This window comes from Gemmatimonadaceae bacterium, assembly GCA_035633115.1.
Classification (GTDB): domain Bacteria; phylum Gemmatimonadota; class Gemmatimonadetes; order Gemmatimonadales; family Gemmatimonadaceae; genus UBA4720.
On sequence record DASQFN010000007.1, the window covers coordinates 21,547 to 37,276 of the forward strand.

The 15,730-nt window shown below is 60.2% G+C and carries 16 protein-coding genes; 2 read left to right on the forward strand and 14 right to left on the reverse strand.

The window, feature by feature from the left end; genetic code table 11:
• Positions 1–75: 75 nt before the first annotated feature.
• From atpH to VES88_00315, 6 genes are all read right to left on the reverse strand, one after another.
• A complete protein-coding gene (gene atpH / locus VES88_00290; protein HYN79909.1) occupies positions 76–621 on the reverse strand; it encodes an ATP synthase F1 subunit delta in 546 nt (181 codons plus the stop codon).
• Entirely contained in the window at positions 621–1,187 is a 567-nt protein-coding gene (gene atpF / locus VES88_00295; GenBank protein HYN79910.1) for a F0F1 ATP synthase subunit B, read from the reverse strand. Before atpF ends, atpH begins: the two co-directional genes overlap by 1 nt.
• A gap of 63 nt (positions 1,188–1,250) precedes the next feature.
• Entirely contained in the window at positions 1,251–1,535 is a 285-nt protein-coding gene (atpE, locus tag VES88_00300; protein ID HYN79911.1) for an ATP synthase F0 subunit C, read from the reverse strand.
• A 121-nt stretch (positions 1,536–1,656) separates the two neighbouring features.
• Entirely contained in the window at positions 1,657–2,508 is an 852-nt protein-coding gene (atpB, locus tag VES88_00305) for a F0F1 ATP synthase subunit A (GenBank protein HYN79912.1), read from the reverse strand.
• A complete protein-coding gene (locus VES88_00310; protein ID HYN79913.1) occupies positions 2,498–2,851 on the reverse strand; it encodes a hypothetical protein in 354 nt (117 codons plus the stop codon). The genes atpB and VES88_00310 overlap by 11 nt, the downstream gene beginning before the upstream one ends.
• Positions 2,848–3,120: an AtpZ/AtpI family protein gene (locus tag VES88_00315; protein HYN79914.1), complete on the reverse strand. Its 273-nt coding sequence runs from the start codon at positions 3,118–3,120 to the stop codon at positions 2,848–2,850. Before VES88_00315 ends, VES88_00310 begins: the two co-directional genes overlap by 4 nt.
• Positions 3,121–3,355: 235 nt before the next feature.
• Between VES88_00315 and VES88_00320 the strand changes: the two genes are divergently transcribed.
• Both VES88_00320 and VES88_00325 read left to right on the forward strand, forming a co-directional pair.
• Positions 3,356–3,811 carry a BsuPI-related putative proteinase inhibitor gene (locus VES88_00320; protein HYN79915.1) on the forward strand — a complete coding sequence of 152 codons (456 nt, stop codon included), beginning with the start codon at positions 3,356–3,358 and terminating at the stop codon, positions 3,809–3,811.
• A 144-nt stretch (positions 3,812–3,955) separates the two neighbouring features.
• Entirely contained in the window at positions 3,956–7,150 is a 3,195-nt protein-coding gene (locus VES88_00325) for an AAA family ATPase (protein ID HYN79916.1), read from the forward strand.
• On the opposite strand, the gene VES88_00330 is transcribed toward VES88_00325, so the two are convergent.
• From VES88_00330 to VES88_00365, 8 genes are all read right to left on the reverse strand, one after another.
• A complete protein-coding gene (locus VES88_00330) occupies positions 7,082–8,374 on the reverse strand; it encodes an HD-GYP domain-containing protein (protein HYN79917.1) in 1,293 nt (430 codons plus the stop codon). The genes VES88_00325 and VES88_00330 overlap by 69 nt on opposite strands.
• A gap of 447 nt (positions 8,375–8,821) precedes the next feature.
• On the reverse strand, positions 8,822–9,616 hold the full coding sequence (locus VES88_00335) for a hypothetical protein (GenBank protein ID HYN79918.1): 795 nt from the start codon (positions 9,614–9,616) through the stop codon (positions 8,822–8,824).
• An 89-nt stretch (positions 9,617–9,705) separates the two neighbouring features.
• Positions 9,706–11,325: a sigma-54 dependent transcriptional regulator gene (locus VES88_00340; GenBank protein HYN79919.1), complete on the reverse strand. Its 1,620-nt coding sequence runs from the start codon at positions 11,323–11,325 to the stop codon at positions 9,706–9,708.
• Positions 11,322–11,822 (reverse strand): MogA/MoaB family molybdenum cofactor biosynthesis protein, encoded by a 501-nt coding sequence (locus VES88_00345; GenBank protein ID HYN79920.1) that lies wholly within the window; start codon positions 11,820–11,822, stop codon positions 11,322–11,324. The genes VES88_00340 and VES88_00345 overlap by 4 nt, the downstream gene beginning before the upstream one ends.
• Positions 11,823–11,829: 7 nt before the next feature.
• Positions 11,830–12,948: a glycine cleavage system aminomethyltransferase GcvT gene (gene gcvT / locus VES88_00350; protein HYN79921.1), complete on the reverse strand. Its 1,119-nt coding sequence runs from the start codon at positions 12,946–12,948 to the stop codon at positions 11,830–11,832.
• A gap of 78 nt (positions 12,949–13,026) precedes the next feature.
• Positions 13,027–13,551: a hypothetical protein gene (locus VES88_00355; protein ID HYN79922.1), complete on the reverse strand. Its 525-nt coding sequence runs from the start codon at positions 13,549–13,551 to the stop codon at positions 13,027–13,029.
• 166 nt (positions 13,552–13,717) lie between these two features.
• On the reverse strand, positions 13,718–15,037 hold the full coding sequence (locus VES88_00360; protein ID HYN79923.1) for a hypothetical protein: 1,320 nt from the start codon (positions 15,035–15,037) through the stop codon (positions 13,718–13,720).
• Between the two features lie 162 nt (positions 15,038–15,199).
• Entirely contained in the window at positions 15,200–15,727 is a 528-nt protein-coding gene (locus tag VES88_00365; GenBank protein HYN79924.1) for a pyridoxamine 5'-phosphate oxidase family protein, read from the reverse strand.
• Positions 15,728–15,730: the final 3 nt, after the last annotated feature.

A 15,730-nucleotide genomic window follows, 5' to 3' on the forward strand; every position in this document is an offset into this window, starting at 1 on the left:
GAGGTCCGGGTGACGGAGAATTGTAGATGTAGTCCGTATCCCCCGGCGACGCCAGATGCCCGCCGTCGCGACGAGCTAAGCGGCGCCCGGCATTATCCTGCTGCGGAGTACGGCGAGACGCTTTCGCACCGAGCCGTCCATCACCGTGTCGCCCACCTTCACGATCACGCCGCCGAGTATTGCAGGATTCACGTTGACGTGAAGCACCGCCTGCTTGCCGAGCACGCGTGACAGCTGCTCCGCAATCGCGTTGCGCTCGCCCTCGGTGGCCTGTCGTGCAACCGTGACGTTGGCGTGAATGCGGCCCTCCGATTGATCGACGAGGTTGTGATACTCTGTCGCGATCTCGGGGATCAGCATCTGCCGCCGCTTCCGCACGAGCGCGAGCAGGAACCGGAGAAAATGGCGGGGCACACGATCGCTCAGCGCTTCCGTGAACACCGACGACTTCTGCGCCTCGCTCACCTTCGGAGACTCGAGGAAAAGATGCAGCGTCGGATCGTCCTCCATCGCGCTCGCGACGTCCTGGATGAGCTTCCCCCATCCGTGAAGATCGTCGGCGCGGCGCGCGAGCTCGAGCAGCGCGTCGGCGTAATTGCGTGTAACCGTCGCGTCGCGCATCAGCGCTTGTCCGGTGTCACCGGTATCGTCGCGAGAAAGCTCTCGACAATCCGGCGGTTCGACTCGTCGTCCAGATTCTTCTCGATCACCTTGCTCGCGCCGGCAATCGCCAGATCAACGGCCTCACGCCGCAGCTCGGCGATGGCGCGCACCTTCTCGCTCTCGATCTCGCGGCGGGCACGCTCCAGCATCTCCTGCTGCTGAGCGCGTGTCTCCTCGATCATCTCCGCCCGCAGCTTGTCGCCAATCGCGCGCCCCTCGGCAATCAGCTTCTGCGCGTCGCCGCGCGCCGCCTCGATCTGCTTGCGGTGCTCAGCGAGAATCTTCGACGCTTCCTCACGGTCAGCCTTTGCGGCGGCGATCGCTTCCTCCAGCGCCTTCTCACGCGCTTCGACTGCAGCGGTGATCGGCTTGAACGCGTACTTCGCGAGGATGAACCATACGGCAAGGAAGATCAACAGCGTCCAGAACATCAGCCCGCCGTGCGGCGTAAGCAGACCTCCCTTCGCCTCCCCGGCCGCTGCGCCGTGCGCTTCCTGTATCAATAACAGAAGAAAGTTGTGCATATGTCGGATCACTCGTTTGGCGTCGTGCACAGCCCGCGCGGTGCGCGCGGGCTGCACATCCGACTAGAACTTGCCCTGGATCTGGAACGCGATGACGATCGCGAACAGCGCCGCTCCCTCGATGAGCGCGGCAAAGATGATGGCGCCGGTCTGAAGACGGCCGGCCATTTCGGGCTGACGAGCCATGCCGTCCATCGCCTGGCCGGCGAGGCGGCCGATTCCGATGCCCGCTCCAATCACCGCGATGCCGGCGCCGATTCCTGCGCCGAGCTGCGCCCACGCTGCAGTGTAGGCCTCGTTGAACGCACCGGCTTGAGCAACTTCCTGAAGTAGCGGATAGAAAGACATTGTCTTGCCCTCGTTCGGTGAATCACTTGATGGTGGAGTCCGCGCCACCTACGCTGCCCGCCGGCGGGACTTTCGTCCCAGCGGGCTTCACCGGTCACTCGACCGGTTACGGAGAATGCTCCTAGTGAGCACCCTCTCTGATGAGACCGATGAATACCGAAACCAGGAGCGCAAACACGAACGCCTGCAGAAAGCCGATGAATATCTCGAGCAGCATGATCCCGAGCGCCGCCAGGAACGGAGCCGGCGCGATGAAGTAGCTGCCGAAGCTGAAGATGAGCCCGAGCAGCGCCAGCACCACGATGTGGCCGGCCGTCATGTTCGCGAACAACCGGATCGCGAGCGCGATGGGCTTCGTGAACTTCCCGGCCAGCTCGATGGGTGTCATCAGCGGCGTCAGCATGAGCTTCATCACCAGCGACTGGTCACTCGGCCAGTAGACTATGGTCTTCATGTAGCCTTTCGGCCCCAGCGTGCGCATGCCCGCAACCTCGATCATGATGAAAGAGAGAATCGCGAGAGTCGCGGTGACGGAGATGTTGCCCGTCGCGGTCGAGCCGTAGGGAATGAGTCCCAGCAGGTTCGCGAACAGGATGAAGAAGAACAAAGTGAGGACGAACGGAACGTACTTGTCGCCGTGCGGTCCGACGTTCGGGATTACGACTTCCTGCCGGAGGTACAGCACGAGTGCCTCGATGCCGTTCGCGAATCCTTTTGGCGCCTTTCCTGCCTGCTGGTGGCGGCCCTGTGCGCGAGCGCCGAGAAGCAGTGTGACCAGGCAGAGTGTCGCGGCGATGAGCAGCATCACGACGTGCTTCGTGGGCGACAGATCGAGTACAAGGTTGCCGATATGGATAGGATCCCAGTGCGGGAGCTCGTACTCGCACACCCAGCCCGCGTTGAAGCACGGGTACTCCAGGTGGTGCGAGTCGGTGATGTGCGGGGTGATGAAATCCTGGTTTTCAGCGATCATATGCGAGCAGGAGAGGTTCTACGAGCATCGAGAGGAACATGAACGTCGCGAGCGAGACCAGAGCCGCGGAGCTCGGCAGACCGAGCGCCGGAACAATCAGCAGAGCGTAGACCGCGAGCACCAGAACACGAAGCACTGAGCCGATTCCCCATCCGAGCATGAGGTTTCTCACCGGCATTCGCCGGGCGATGGCGAACGTGACCAGTTGTACCGCGAGTGCGATCATCGCGCTCGTTCTCAGAGCGCCTGAATCCCCCGGTGAATCGAAGCCGAGCTGAAGCACCAGGTACGAGATCGCGATCAGCGCCGCGGTAGCGGCGGCGAAATACATGCCTGCTTTCACGTGCCTCGGCGACCGTGGATCTCGTCGTCACGTTTCTGTGCGGCGACGATCTTTCGGTATACGAGGTAGAAGCTTCCTGCTGCGCCGATGAAGACGCCGGCGAAGACGCCGATGGGGCTCGTGCCGAGGGTTGAATCGATCCATTTTCCGAGGTAGAGGAAGAGGAGGATCCCGGCGGCGAACTGTATGCCGAGGCCAGCGTAGCTCGAGGCGGAGAGCTCATCCGAGCGACCTTGTTTGTTGGAGGAATCGCGCGGTTTGGGTTGCATTTCCGAGTAGAAATCTAGACTTTGTGAAATTTTTCGCAAGCTCGGTGGCCGTCACAAACTTGCTCCTGACGAACGATCTCCACAATCGCAACTTATTCGTAACTAGCGCAGTTACTGGAAGTTAGCTGTTACTTGTCTATTGACCGATCGTCATGGTGTTGATAAGTTGGCGCTCGTCATTTCGCGGCCTTAGTAAGGGTTCGAACGAGCTCCAGCACGGGCCATCTGTTCAAGAATGCGTAATCCACTTGTAATACCTCTTCTTGTCGCCGCGTCTGTGGCATTTGCCAGCAGCTCGTCGGGCCACAAGCAATCCCCGGAAAAGAAGCAGGACGATTCAGCGCACAAGAGCGCGGCTTTGGCGTCGTCGCTGGCGGTGAAGGTGAGCGACGGGGTTCGCTTCACGCTGAACGTTCGGAACAACGGCTCGCGGATGGTGGAGCTGAGGTTCCCGAACGGGAAGACCCACGACTTCTACGTGCTTGACGAGACCGGCCGCGAGGTGTGGCGCTGGAGCAAGGGGCGGATGTTCACGCAGACGCTTCAGAACAAGCTGATCAAGTCGAAGGACAACGCGGTGTATGCGGACAGCTGGAGCGGGTCGAACGCGCACGGGAAGTTCACGGCTGTCGCGGTGCTGCCGAGCGTGAATTATCCAGTTGAAGAGAGAGTCGAGTTTGCGCTGAGGTAGGCCGGGCTGGAAGAGAAGTTCGGATGAAACTTGCCGCCGCTCAAAATTCGAGTGGCGGCCTTTTCTTAGGGCTTGCCGAGGGAGCGGCGACCGAAGCGAAAGCTCGCTGACGCCTCGGTGACGCCGCAGCCGTATGTTAGGCCCGTGACCAAAAAGCCGAATCCCGGAATCAGTCTGCGCGCGTTGGGCGATGCCACAATAGCGACTCCGTTAACGACGATCGATCCATCGGCTGAGATCATATTCGCCGCCGCCCTTTATTTGCTGCTCGAGCGCAGGGAGCCGATAAGCAGGAGAAGCTTTCAGGCGGTTCTCTGGCCGGACGCTTCAGATCGAACCGCGTCCCACCGGTTGCGGCAGACCCTTCTCAAGCTTCGGCGACTTGGCTTTCCAATCGATGTCGCAGGCAAGGGACACATCTCGCTTGCCACGGAATCCGTCAAGGTCGACTACGAGGATTTCCTCGCAACGCGAAATGGCCTCGAGCGGAGTGGGAACGATGCGCTGGTTCTCCTGCCGGCTTATGAGCCGCGCTTTTCTCAGCGGTATCTCGAGTGGCTCGATACCTGGAAAGCAGACGTCAACGCCTCGATGACCCGCGTGATGCTCGGAATAATCGCCCGGCATCGAGTGAAGGGAGAGTGGGTCGAGGCGGAGCGTAACGCGGCGAAGCTCCTTCGATTTCAGCCTTACAATGAAGAAGCGACGCTGGCGATGGCTGAAGCGTGCGCGATGCGGGGTGGCAAGCTCCAGGCGATGGAGATTCTTGACAAGTATTTGAATGAAGTCGGGAGCGGCCCAACGGATCTTCGGCTACCGGCGACGATCATGCGGCGGCGAATCGCTGAGCGGATGCATCCGCGAATGGAAGCGGCAGTCGGGCAGTCACCGCTCGTGGGACGGGGCGCTGTGATGGAGCAGCTCGGAGAGCTGTTGCGACGTTCTCGCGACAAGAAGGGTCAATCTTGCCTGGTGTGGGGCGACGCGGGTGTGGGCAAGAGTCGTTTGTTGGCCGAGTTCGCAACATTCGCATCGCTGCAGGGAGTTCCAACGCAGCGCGTGCAGTGCAGGCCCAACGACCGGCATCGCCCACTCTCAGCATTCGTCGATTTGGTGCCGGGATTACGAACGATGCGAGGTGCGATTGGCTGCTCACCCGAGACGTTTGGCTATCTGGATCGACTGACGAAACACAAGCCATCTATTAGCGAAAGCAGGACGAGCGATGGAGACTCAGAGTTCGTGTATTCGCGGGTCCAACAATCACTCTTCGACCTGATCGATGCGGTGTCCGAAGAGGGATGTCTTATCGTCCTCATAGAGGATGTGCACTGGCTCGATTCGACGTCCGCGAAGCTTCTGAGCGAAATGGTTGCATGGGCGACTGACCATTCAATCTTCTTCGCTCTCACGGGGCGCGAGCGCCCGGAAGATTGGGCTCGCACGCCGGGTGGTTTGACGGAGATCCATCTACAGCCACTCGACACCGGCGCCTCGAAGGATGTCATTCTCGGAGTTGTGAGGCAACAAGGGCATGAAATCGCCGAGGGTCATCTTGACTGGTGCGTCCGCGTTGCGGAGGGCAACCCTTATTTCCTTCAGGAGCTGGCGAACCACTGGGTAGAGACTGGCGATCAGCAGGAGATTCCGTCGTCACTGGCGGCTGTTCTCAACGAGAGGATTTCGCGGATAAGTGGCGAAGCCCTCCTATTACTGCAGACATGTGCGCTGTTAGAGACAAACGCAACTCTTGATCGCATCGAAAAACTCATTGGCCTCGAGGCGCACCGCATGCTGCCGGCGATCAATGAGCTTGGGCTCGCGGGAATGCTTGTAATTGAAGCCGACGATCCAGCGAAAAACTCAGCCGATCGACTGTTGAGTCGTCACGATCTTCTCTCTAACGCTGCGCTCGCGCGGCTCACCCCCCCCGCCCGCGCTTTTCTTCACCGTCGCGCAGGAGCCGTATTCGAAAGCGAGATCGAGGGTGAGCGTTCTGCCTCGACTCTCTGGGATTGCGCAAGACATTGGCAGTTGGCGGGAAATATCGGCCGCGCGTTTCAGCTGGCGAAATCGTGTGCGACCCATCTTATGGAGGTCGGTCTCCCGAGCGGAGCCGCACAAGCTTATCGGAAGGCTTTAGCGTATTGCAGTACCGCTGAGGAGACCGCTCAAATTCTTGAGGGGCAGACTCGAGCCTACTATCGAAGCAAGGACTGGGGGGGCGTACTGGAGGCCGCAGCGCGTGCCAGAAAGGTCCATCTAAGCATCAATCCGAGCGTGGACCGGCACGACGATCTCGAGTTGATGGTGCTGCGCGCTCAGTGGCGCAACATGCATTACAGTCGCATCCTAGAAAAGGCGCTAAGGTGTCTCAACGAGCCAAATGCCACAGCCAGACACAGAGTCGAAGCTGGGATCATGTCATTGAAATTGCTAACGATGACGGGAGACATGGAGTCGATGCGCGACGTATACGCGCAGGTCGAAACGCTCGCAACAGCGCCAGATGTGGACCTTGCAATGCAGCTGCAGGCGAAGGCTATCTACCATACGACTTGCGGTAGCCTGGAAACGGCGCTTGCGTCTACGCGTTTGCTGGTCGAAGAGCATCGCAAAAACGGTCACGTCGGCGATCTAATACGATCACTCAATAATGCGGCGGTGACACTGCGAACAGCCGGCGTCTTTGACGAAACCGAGAGTGTACTGCTTGAAGCTTTATCCGTGGCGAAAAAACACAAAATCGATCTTGCTTCCTTCGGAGTGCTAGCGATGCTCGCGCATACGGCACTCGAGCGCGGTGGAACCGAAGATGCACACCATTGGTGGGAATTGCTTCGGGCTAGTCCTGTTCCCACAGATGATAGATATAGCGAAGTTGAGCTTGCAGTGATTTCAACCCGGGTCGCGCTCTTAAGTAAGCGGCCTTGCGAGGCAAAACGATTCTTGCCCCGCGGCTGGGGATGGGTGCGCCGAGACCCAGTCGTGTTTAGACAAACATATTTCGCCTGTCTTTACGTAGCGACGGAATTGGCTTGCGGCCGTATCCCTTCCGACTCGCTCTTGGAATTTCTTGAGGGGGCGCATCTTCGGGCGCGTGATCTCTTTTACCAAGCTTATCCGACGTACGCCCTCTACGTTGGTCTTACGGCGGCCGGGAAGGAGGCGCGCGGGGCAAAACTGCTTACCGAATATCTATCGAGTTTCCGGAGGGAGCCGCACCCGCCCTCGGCCAAATTGTTGTTGGGGCTCGAACGGCTTCTGCCGTTAGCTCGCAAGAAGCGGAACGGGCGCGGGAGTCTTCCAGCGGTCTTGTCCAGCGATCGCGGGCGTTAACGGAACATCCTGATCGAAGAGTTTTGGGTAAATCGGGCTTACGAGCAACTTGTCGCATATCGACGGATCAAATTGGCGTCCCCGTAACTTCACGAACTCTGCCCGAACCTGGGTTTCCGTCAGAGCAGCTCGGTATGGCCTGTCGGTTGTCATCGCATCGATCGTGTCAGCGAACATGATGATGCGACTCGCGATCGGAATGTTTTCGCCAACCAGTCCATCCGGATAGCCCGTACCATCCCAATTCTCGTGGTGGTGGCGAATCGGCTCAACTACATCCTTAAGTTGGGAGACCATTCTAACCAGCTCCTCACTCTTAACGGGATGAGTTTGCATGATCGCATTTTCTTCGGCAGTAAGTCTGCCGGGTTTGCTCAGAATTGGCGCGAAAACTTCGTGAATCTTTCCGACGTCGTGGAGCAAAGCAGCTACTGCGACACGCTCGACTTGTTTGTCACGAAGTCCAATAGCCTGCGCAATCAGGCGAGAATTTCTCGAGACACGACGTGAGTGGCCCGATGTGTAAGGATCCCGTGCCTCGATAGCGGCCACCATCAGCTGCAGGAGTTCATGATTCGTTTGGTCTAGCTCCCAGTTAACCTTGTAGAGCGCCCGAATTCCTAAGGCGGGCACGACGAGGGCGATTGCGCCCAAGGCTCCCCAATGCACATAGCAGTAGGCGAAGACGTAGACACAAGGCAATGTGAACAGGTCGTACAAGACGGTAACTCGCGCTCGGCCCGCCCAGAGGCCCCAAAAACGTTCTCGCTCACTTAGGGCGATGGCACCGGCCACCGCGGCTGAATTGATGAGCGCAAAAACGACGAGAATCGCGACGAAAGCAGGAAAAAACGGTCCCGACCCGGCGACCATCGCTTTTCCGCCAAGGGACTTGTATGTGACAATGCTTAATGCAACCCACAACGCGACCTGGGCAACATTGAATACGCCTTTAATAACCACTCGACGGTTTGCAACTTGAACCGCGACCGTTGCGATGGTAACGGCAGCCACCGTCACCCAATTAGGGGCCAAAATCACTGACGCGAGAATTGGCAGGAATGCGATTGAGCCAGATTCGCTACGGCCTGATTTCTTGTACGCGAGCATTTCGCATACAGCACTGAGAGCGGCAAAGACCGTCGCAACTTGGAGCGCCGGCCAAGTCACGCCGGGCTCCAGCAAATACGCTAGTACCCCCGCAAGTATCGCGGCCAGCGACAACGTGCCGACATAGAGACGAATGGGGCTGAACATAAGAAGGAGAAACCCCCAACCTCACGAAATTACGTCCAGCTGCCCTGGTCAGCCCAACACAGCATTCCGTGTAGAAGAGCAAGTAGATATGACATTTCGCGTCACCTCCCGGGATTTCAGTCGCAACCAGCATCCGCTGAATTGCGCTTAATCGGTTGGCTCAGCTCATGTTCTGTCTTGCCCGCTCAAGCTCCGCTCGTTTCTGAGGGAGGGGGTTTTTTTAGTTTTCCTGTGTAATCCCTGTTAAAGGTGAAACTCCACCACGCCATACAGGCGCGCTTTCGTTCTCACTTCACCTTCAAACTCCGCGCTGTTAGCGCGCATTCATTTTTGATCTGGTTTCTGCAATCTCACGCAAGGGCGCGTGCTGCTTCTTTTCTCACCGCGCGCGTGGCGCAGCCTTCATCTATAAGGTCAGTTGTGCTCGATCCACCGGTTAGTCGCGTCAAGTACCGCCAACACACCGGCAGACTCCGCACTCTCCCGCATCTCCACACTGCCCGTCAGTATCTTCGTCTCCCTGCCCGACCTCACACTCACCGCCACAAACACAAACGTCCGGTCGAACGCGTCGAACACCTTCACTCCCGCCACCCCGAGCTGACCTTCACGATTGTCCGCATCACCAATCGCCAGCAATGTCGCCCGCGCTGCCAGCTCCACCCGCGAACGATCACCCTCGATCCCTAAAGCTTCTCCGATAAATGACGAGTTCCCCTTCCGCAACGTCACCCTGCACGACAACCCCTTCGACCTCGACCCCCGTACCTCGACATCCTCGAAATACAGCCGGCGAGCAAAAGGGCCCGTCCTGTGTGAAGGCACCGACCCTTGCTGTCCTGAACGCTGCTGCTGACCGCCCTGACCCTCACCACTCTCCCCAGCCGCCGATCCCCCCGAACCAGCCGGCCCCGCCGGCCCCGTTGGAGGCCTCGCCTCCTCCGGCAACAGCTTCGGCTTCACTTCCGTCGTCGTCGCCACCGAGATCTTCCGATGATCTATACGCATCGCCAGATGCGCGATCAAAGCACTCTCGATGTTCCTTACCATCTGCTTCGGCGTGAGCTCCGCGGTCGTCAGAACGTGAATCTGATCGATCGCCCCGCTGTCCCCCGCAATAATCCGCGCCGAGATAACACCAGGGAGAGTGAGGATCAGCTCCTCCGCACGCTTGATCGGGAGGACGCTGCCAGCGATCGGGGACGACAAGCTCAGGCTCGTTGCGTGAGTTATAAGTGGCGGCTCGCTCGGAAACGGGCAGCAAGTATGGGAGTCGATACAGAAGTTTGCAAGAACAATTACCGGACAGGGATGTTGTAGTCTCGCAGCTTCCGGTACATGGTTCGCTCGCCTATTCCGAGCATCGCCGCCGCCTTCCGCCGGTTACCATTTGTTTCCGCCAACGCCGCCTGAATCGCCGCGCGCTCAATTTCCGCCATCGTCATTCCCGGCGCAATAGTCAACGTCCTTGGCCCCACGGACTTACCCGGCGGCTCGATCGCTGATTCAGGAAACCGTGCAGACCCAACCAGAGAAGGCGCTCCAATAGTAGTCGGCGCGCCCGCACCATTGTCCGGTACCGCACCATCCGCCCCACCATAACGAGATACATCCGATCCACCAGTCAACGCCGATTGAACATTTGGCGCTCCCACAGCCTGCATCCGCGACCGCAGCTCCTCCACCTGAAGCTTGAGCTCGACAAGGCTCCGAACGATGAACTCGAGCTCGCGCCCGCCGCTGCCGGCCGAACCCCGAAGCAATGGGCCGAGCGGAACAGGAAGAAACCGCGAGCTCCCACCCTCCCTGATCTCGCGCGGGATGTCACTCGCCTCGATCTCCCGGCCCGGCGCAAGCACCACCATGCTCTCGATCAGGTTCCGAAGCTCACGCACATTGCCCGGCCACTGGTACGCGACGAGCAGCTGCATCGCTTCCGCCGAGATGCCGCGGAACGGACGGTCGTGCGCCGCGGCGAACTCGCGCACGAATCGCCGCACGAGAAGCGGGACATCGTCCGGGCGCTCACGCAGCGGCGGCAGATAAACGCTCAACACATTCAGTCGGTAAAACAAATCGGCGCGAAACGCTCCCTCGGCCACGAGCTGCCGCAACGGCTGGTTACTCGCGGCAACCACCCGCACGTCGACATTGATCGCCGAGGTTCCGCCAACGCGCATCACTTCACCTTCCTCCAGTGCACGCAGCAGCTTCACCTGCGTCGCGGGCGGCACCTCGCCTATCTCGTCGAGAAAGAGAGTGCCCCCATGCGCGAGCTCGAACCTTCCGAGCCTTCGCTCCGCCGCGCCGGTGAACGCTCCCTTCTCGTGGCCGAACAGCTCACTCTCGATCAAAGTCTCGGTGAGCGCACCGACGTTCACCGCGATGAACGGCTTGTTGCGGCGCGGGCTCAGGCGGTGCAGCGCGCGCGCAACGAGCTCCTTTCCCGTCCCGCTCTCACCTTCCACCAGCACGGTGCTCGAGACGGGCGCCATCTGCTCGATCTTCACCAGCACCTGACGGATTCCATCTGACTGCCCAATGAGGCCGGTGACCTTCGTCAGCCGCTGCCGATCGAGTATTCCCTTCACCGCCGCGAACAGCTCCTCCGGCGAGATCGGCTTCGCGTAAACGTCCACAAAGCCGATGCCCCGCAGCTTCTCCATCAGCTCGGGATCCGAGACGTCGGCAAGGCCGAGCACCGCGACGCCCTCCCAGAGCTGATCCTTCACGACTTGAACGCTCGACGGATCGGCGATTGCACCGGTGAGAACGACGAGATCAGGCTTCGCCCGCTTGATCTCGCTCCTGATGTCATCGAGCGGCGACACCATCACCGTCTCGAAGCCTTCCGCCTCGAGGAGCGCGTTCAGGCGAACTGCAGTCTCGACGTCCGCCAGCGTGATCAGAACTTTCATCGCGCCGCGCTCTCGCTTCCGTGCTCCGTCACTCGTCCACTGAGGACATCGCAGGCGTGATCGACTATGGGATCGAGCGCCGCCAGACCGTCGCGCACTCCACTCGGTGAGCCCGGAAGATTGATGATCAGCGTAGAGCCTCGAACGCCGGCAATGCCGCGCGACAGCGCCGTACGCGGAAAGCTCTCGAGCGAGAGCACGCGAATTCGCTCGGCGATTCCCTGCGCTTCGCGCTCGATCACGACGCGCGTCGCTTCCGGCGTCACGTCGCGTACGCCGAGCCCCGTTCCGCCGGTCGTGAGTATGACGTCCGTGTCGCCCGCGTCACACCATTCCGCAAGCCGGGCGACGATTATCGGCGTGTCGTCGCCGACGGTCTCCTGTCGCGCCACCGAATCGCCCCGCGCCGCGCACCATTCACCAATCGCCCGGCCCGACGCATCATCGCGCTCGCCCGCCGCGACCGAATCGGAGATCGTGAGAATCGATACGCGCATGGTCCGGCTAGAGATGCGAGCCGTTCTTGTAGAACGGCATTTTCTGAACGCGCGCCGGTATTCTTCGCCCGCGAATCTCGATCTCCAGCTCGCTACCCTCGCCGGCAGACGCGAGCGGTACATAAGCGGTACCGATGGGAATGTTGAGCGTCGGACTCATCGTGCCACTCCGCACTTCTCCGCTCGGCTCCCCATTCACGAACACCGGGTAACCGCGGCGCGGAAACGAGCGCTCCTCCGTCGTGAATCCGACGAGCTTTCGCGTGAGCCCCTGTTCCTTCTGGCGAACGAGAGCTTCGCGTCCAACGAATTCGCCTTTCTTCAGCTTTACCAGCCAGCCGAGGTTGGCTTCGAGAGGGGTGACAGTGTCGTCGATGTCGTTGCCGTAGAGCGCCATTCCGATCTCGAGCCTCAGCGTGTCGCGTGCGCCTAGCCCGGCGGGAGTGACTTCGCCCGACGCCAGAAGGGCGTTCCAGATTTCGACCGCGTGCTTGTTGGGGAAATACAGCTCGAAGCCGTCCTCTCCGGTGTAGCCGGTGCGGGCCACGACGACATCAGAAATTCCCGCGACGGTGCCGAGCGAGAAGTGATAGTACTTCACGGAGGCGAGCTCGACGTCGGTGAGCGGCCGGAGAATGCGCGCCGCTTCGGGCCCCTGAAGTGCAAGAAGCGCGGTCGCATCACTCACATCCTCCAGCGTCGCGTCGAATCTGTCGAGCTCGCGGCTGATGTGCTCGAGGTCCTTCGCGGCGTTCGACGCGTTCACCACCATCATCAGATGGTCGGCGGCGCGATAGACGAGGCAGTCGTCCTCGATGGTCCCGCGCTCGTTGAGGATTGTCGAGTAGTGGGCCTGGCCTACCGCCATCCCGGCGACGTCGTTCGTCGTGACGTAGCTCACGAAATCAATCGCGCCCGGGCCCCGCACGATGAACTCGCCCATGTGGCTTACGTCGAACAAGCCGCACTTCTCCCTCACCGCCCGATGCTCAGCTGTTATTCCGGTGGGGTACTGCACGGGCATCACGTAACCCGCGAAGGGTACCAGCTTGGCACCCAGTGCTGCGTGGGTATCGGTGAGCGGTGTGCGCTTAAGTGCCTGCCCCTGTTCTGCTTGCGCCGTCAAACTGTGCTCCGGAAAGTCTTCGCTGCATGAAGTCCAATCCGGTCAATATGGCAGAAGGCGGGCGATCAGTCCACGTGCCTACCGCTTCAAGCTCCCGTTGTAGAGCCAGATCGTTTTGTGCAACGCATTGAACGCGCTTACATGGCGCGACACACCGTAAAAGAGGAGAGCACCTCCGCCGAGCACGGCCGCAAAGGGTAGCACATCCGAATCGCTTCCCGGAGCCGCGCCAACGCCGGCTCCCATGAGAAGCAGTCCGACCATCTGCAGGACCGCGCCCGTCGTATAGTCGCTCCGGATTGTTCGCGCCTCCGCTACTGCCTCCGGTGATGTCGCGACAATCGCTTCGATCCTGGGTGCGCTAAAAGTTCCCAGCGTTCCGACGCGCTGCTCCTGCACGCCGCGGAGAATGCGCCAGTTACCCCACGAAAGCTTCATCCGCAGCGCGCAGGTATTGTAGTCGCAATCGGCTGAAGCGTTCGGCGCGGGGCTAACCACTGCCGGCGTCCCTGGTGAGACTGAGCTCTGACTTGCTCCCTGTGCTCCAACGTTGAAAGCCGTCGCGACGGTCAGTCCTGTCAGAAAGAATATGCGCGTTTTCATCGCTCTCCTCCGGTGTAGGAAATGGGCCCGCGGCGTGGCTTGATGAAGGCAATACTATGTAACGAGCGTCACCCAGGCGTCAGCGCGGAAATTCTCGCCCGAAAACGAAATCTCCGGTACCCACGTTCAGCCGAGCTCGCCGGCCCGGCTGGACCATGGTCATGCGCTATCTGCTGATAATGTTCGCCCGGCCGTTAACTACGCTTCCCTTGAGCAAAGTGGAGTTCGCGTCGTACCAGGAATCTCCATGATTCTGCGCCGGCACCAGAGCGCCGAGATAGTCGTCGTTGGTCCTCAGCCAGCTCAGCTGATTGTACGCGTTGGCGAGGAATGACCCGAGAATGAGTCCCCAGCCGACCGGCCATCCGCCTTTGACGGCTGCGCCACCAACCGCGGCGGCTGTGGCGGCGAGAGCGCCCATAAGCGTGTCGCTGTTGAACTTCAGACCGCATGGGGTGTCGTCGTCTTCCCAGAAAAGAATGTGGTGCCCGTCTGGAAACTCCGCATTGAATCCGTTGACCTGGTCTCGCGTGAAGATCAGAACGGACCCGTTCCAGAAGGCATTGTTCTGGTCGAAGATTCGCTCCACCACGGCGTGTTCCCCGGAGCACGAAAGGTCTTCACCATATTGCGTGTTTCCACCCGATACTGGCCCATGGACATGGACTTCGATCTCGGGGTCGCCCTTGGTCCAGGGCTCGCCCCTGTCCACAATGCGGGAAAAAGTCATGTAATAGCCCGGCGTACCATATGAGCTCCCGCCGCCGCCTCCGCATTCGCCGCAATCGATCACCTTGCTGATCTCGAGCCCCCGATTGCCGCTCACCGACGAACACGCGGCAGGATTCTCATCGCATCGAACCATCGTCCCGATTGATTTCCCGCCGCGATCGTTGATGTTCCCGGATTTATTCGGGTCCAACGGCTCGTTGAAGCGCGTTTCTACCGGCACTAGTGCGAGCGTCGGCAGCGACGGTGGTGAGGCCTCATTGAGAGCTACCTGCCTTCCCTTCAGATCAAATGCAACGATCTCCTCGCCATCGTCGAGCTGTGAGGCAACGAGAATATTCGCATCGCCGGTCCAGCTCTCTCGCTGCGAGGCGACCGGGATGTAAAACTCGAGGTCCCTGACGATCTCGAGAGCCGCGGCGATGTCATCGGCTCTTTTTCCCGCAGCCGAAGCGGTGCGGACAAGCGTACCGGGGTTCAGGTACCTCCGGACCTCGAGCTTGTGCTCCTTGAATGGAGCGCTCTGCATCTGCTGCAGCACCTCAGCCCTAAGGCCGTCATTCGCGAGCGACAAGGCGATCGCGCGAGTGAGCGTTGTGAGCGCGGCGCGCTCCGTGGTGACTGGCTGACCGGGCGCTGCCGACGCCTGCGCGCGCACTGTCGGCTTCGTGACTTCGAGTGCATGGTCGGCGCAACCGTACGTGCCGGCGACAAGAACGATTGCTGCAAGGCTCCACAGCCTGGCGTGTCTCTTCATGAGGGACCTCCGAAGAAATGGGGGATGACATTCCCGGAGGCCAAAGGCATGACGACGCATGGACCGCCGGAACTTTGCCTGGCAGTCTACGCCGAGCCTGCAGTTTCAAGAGGACCGTTTTCTGGCGCCCGCAGCCGTTTCACCGCGAGCGGAGCGGCCGGCTCAGTCCATCAGCTCGCCGCCGCTGATCTCCCGCACGTCGCCGATCTCCGCCGCGCGTCCCGTGACTCTCGCCTTGATGACCTCCCACAGAATCATCGGCATCGGCTTGTCGTTCTTCATGTAAATCACCGAATCGGCATCAACGAAGATGAGCGCAATGCGTGGATCTTCGGGGCCGCCGTCGCGTTTGCCACCCTCATCGCCGAACCAGATTTTCCAGTCAGGCTTGTAGAGACTCCTGATCCGGTGCCTGTCGCGCGAGACGTGCGCCACGCCGCTCACCGAGACCCACTCGCGCGTGCGGGAATTGTAGTACGCGCAGTTCACATTTGGGTCGCTCTGAATCTCGTCGAGCTTGGTCGATTCAGTGTTCGTGACGAACCAGAGATCGGCGCCGGAGATGCGCTTCTGTGTCGCCATCGGCCGCGAGACGAGATGGCCGTCAGCCCGGCGCGTGGTGAACATCGCCGTCTCGATGCCGTCAATCAGGTCATCGAGCTCCTCGAGCTTTTTTTCAGTGGTAGGCATGCC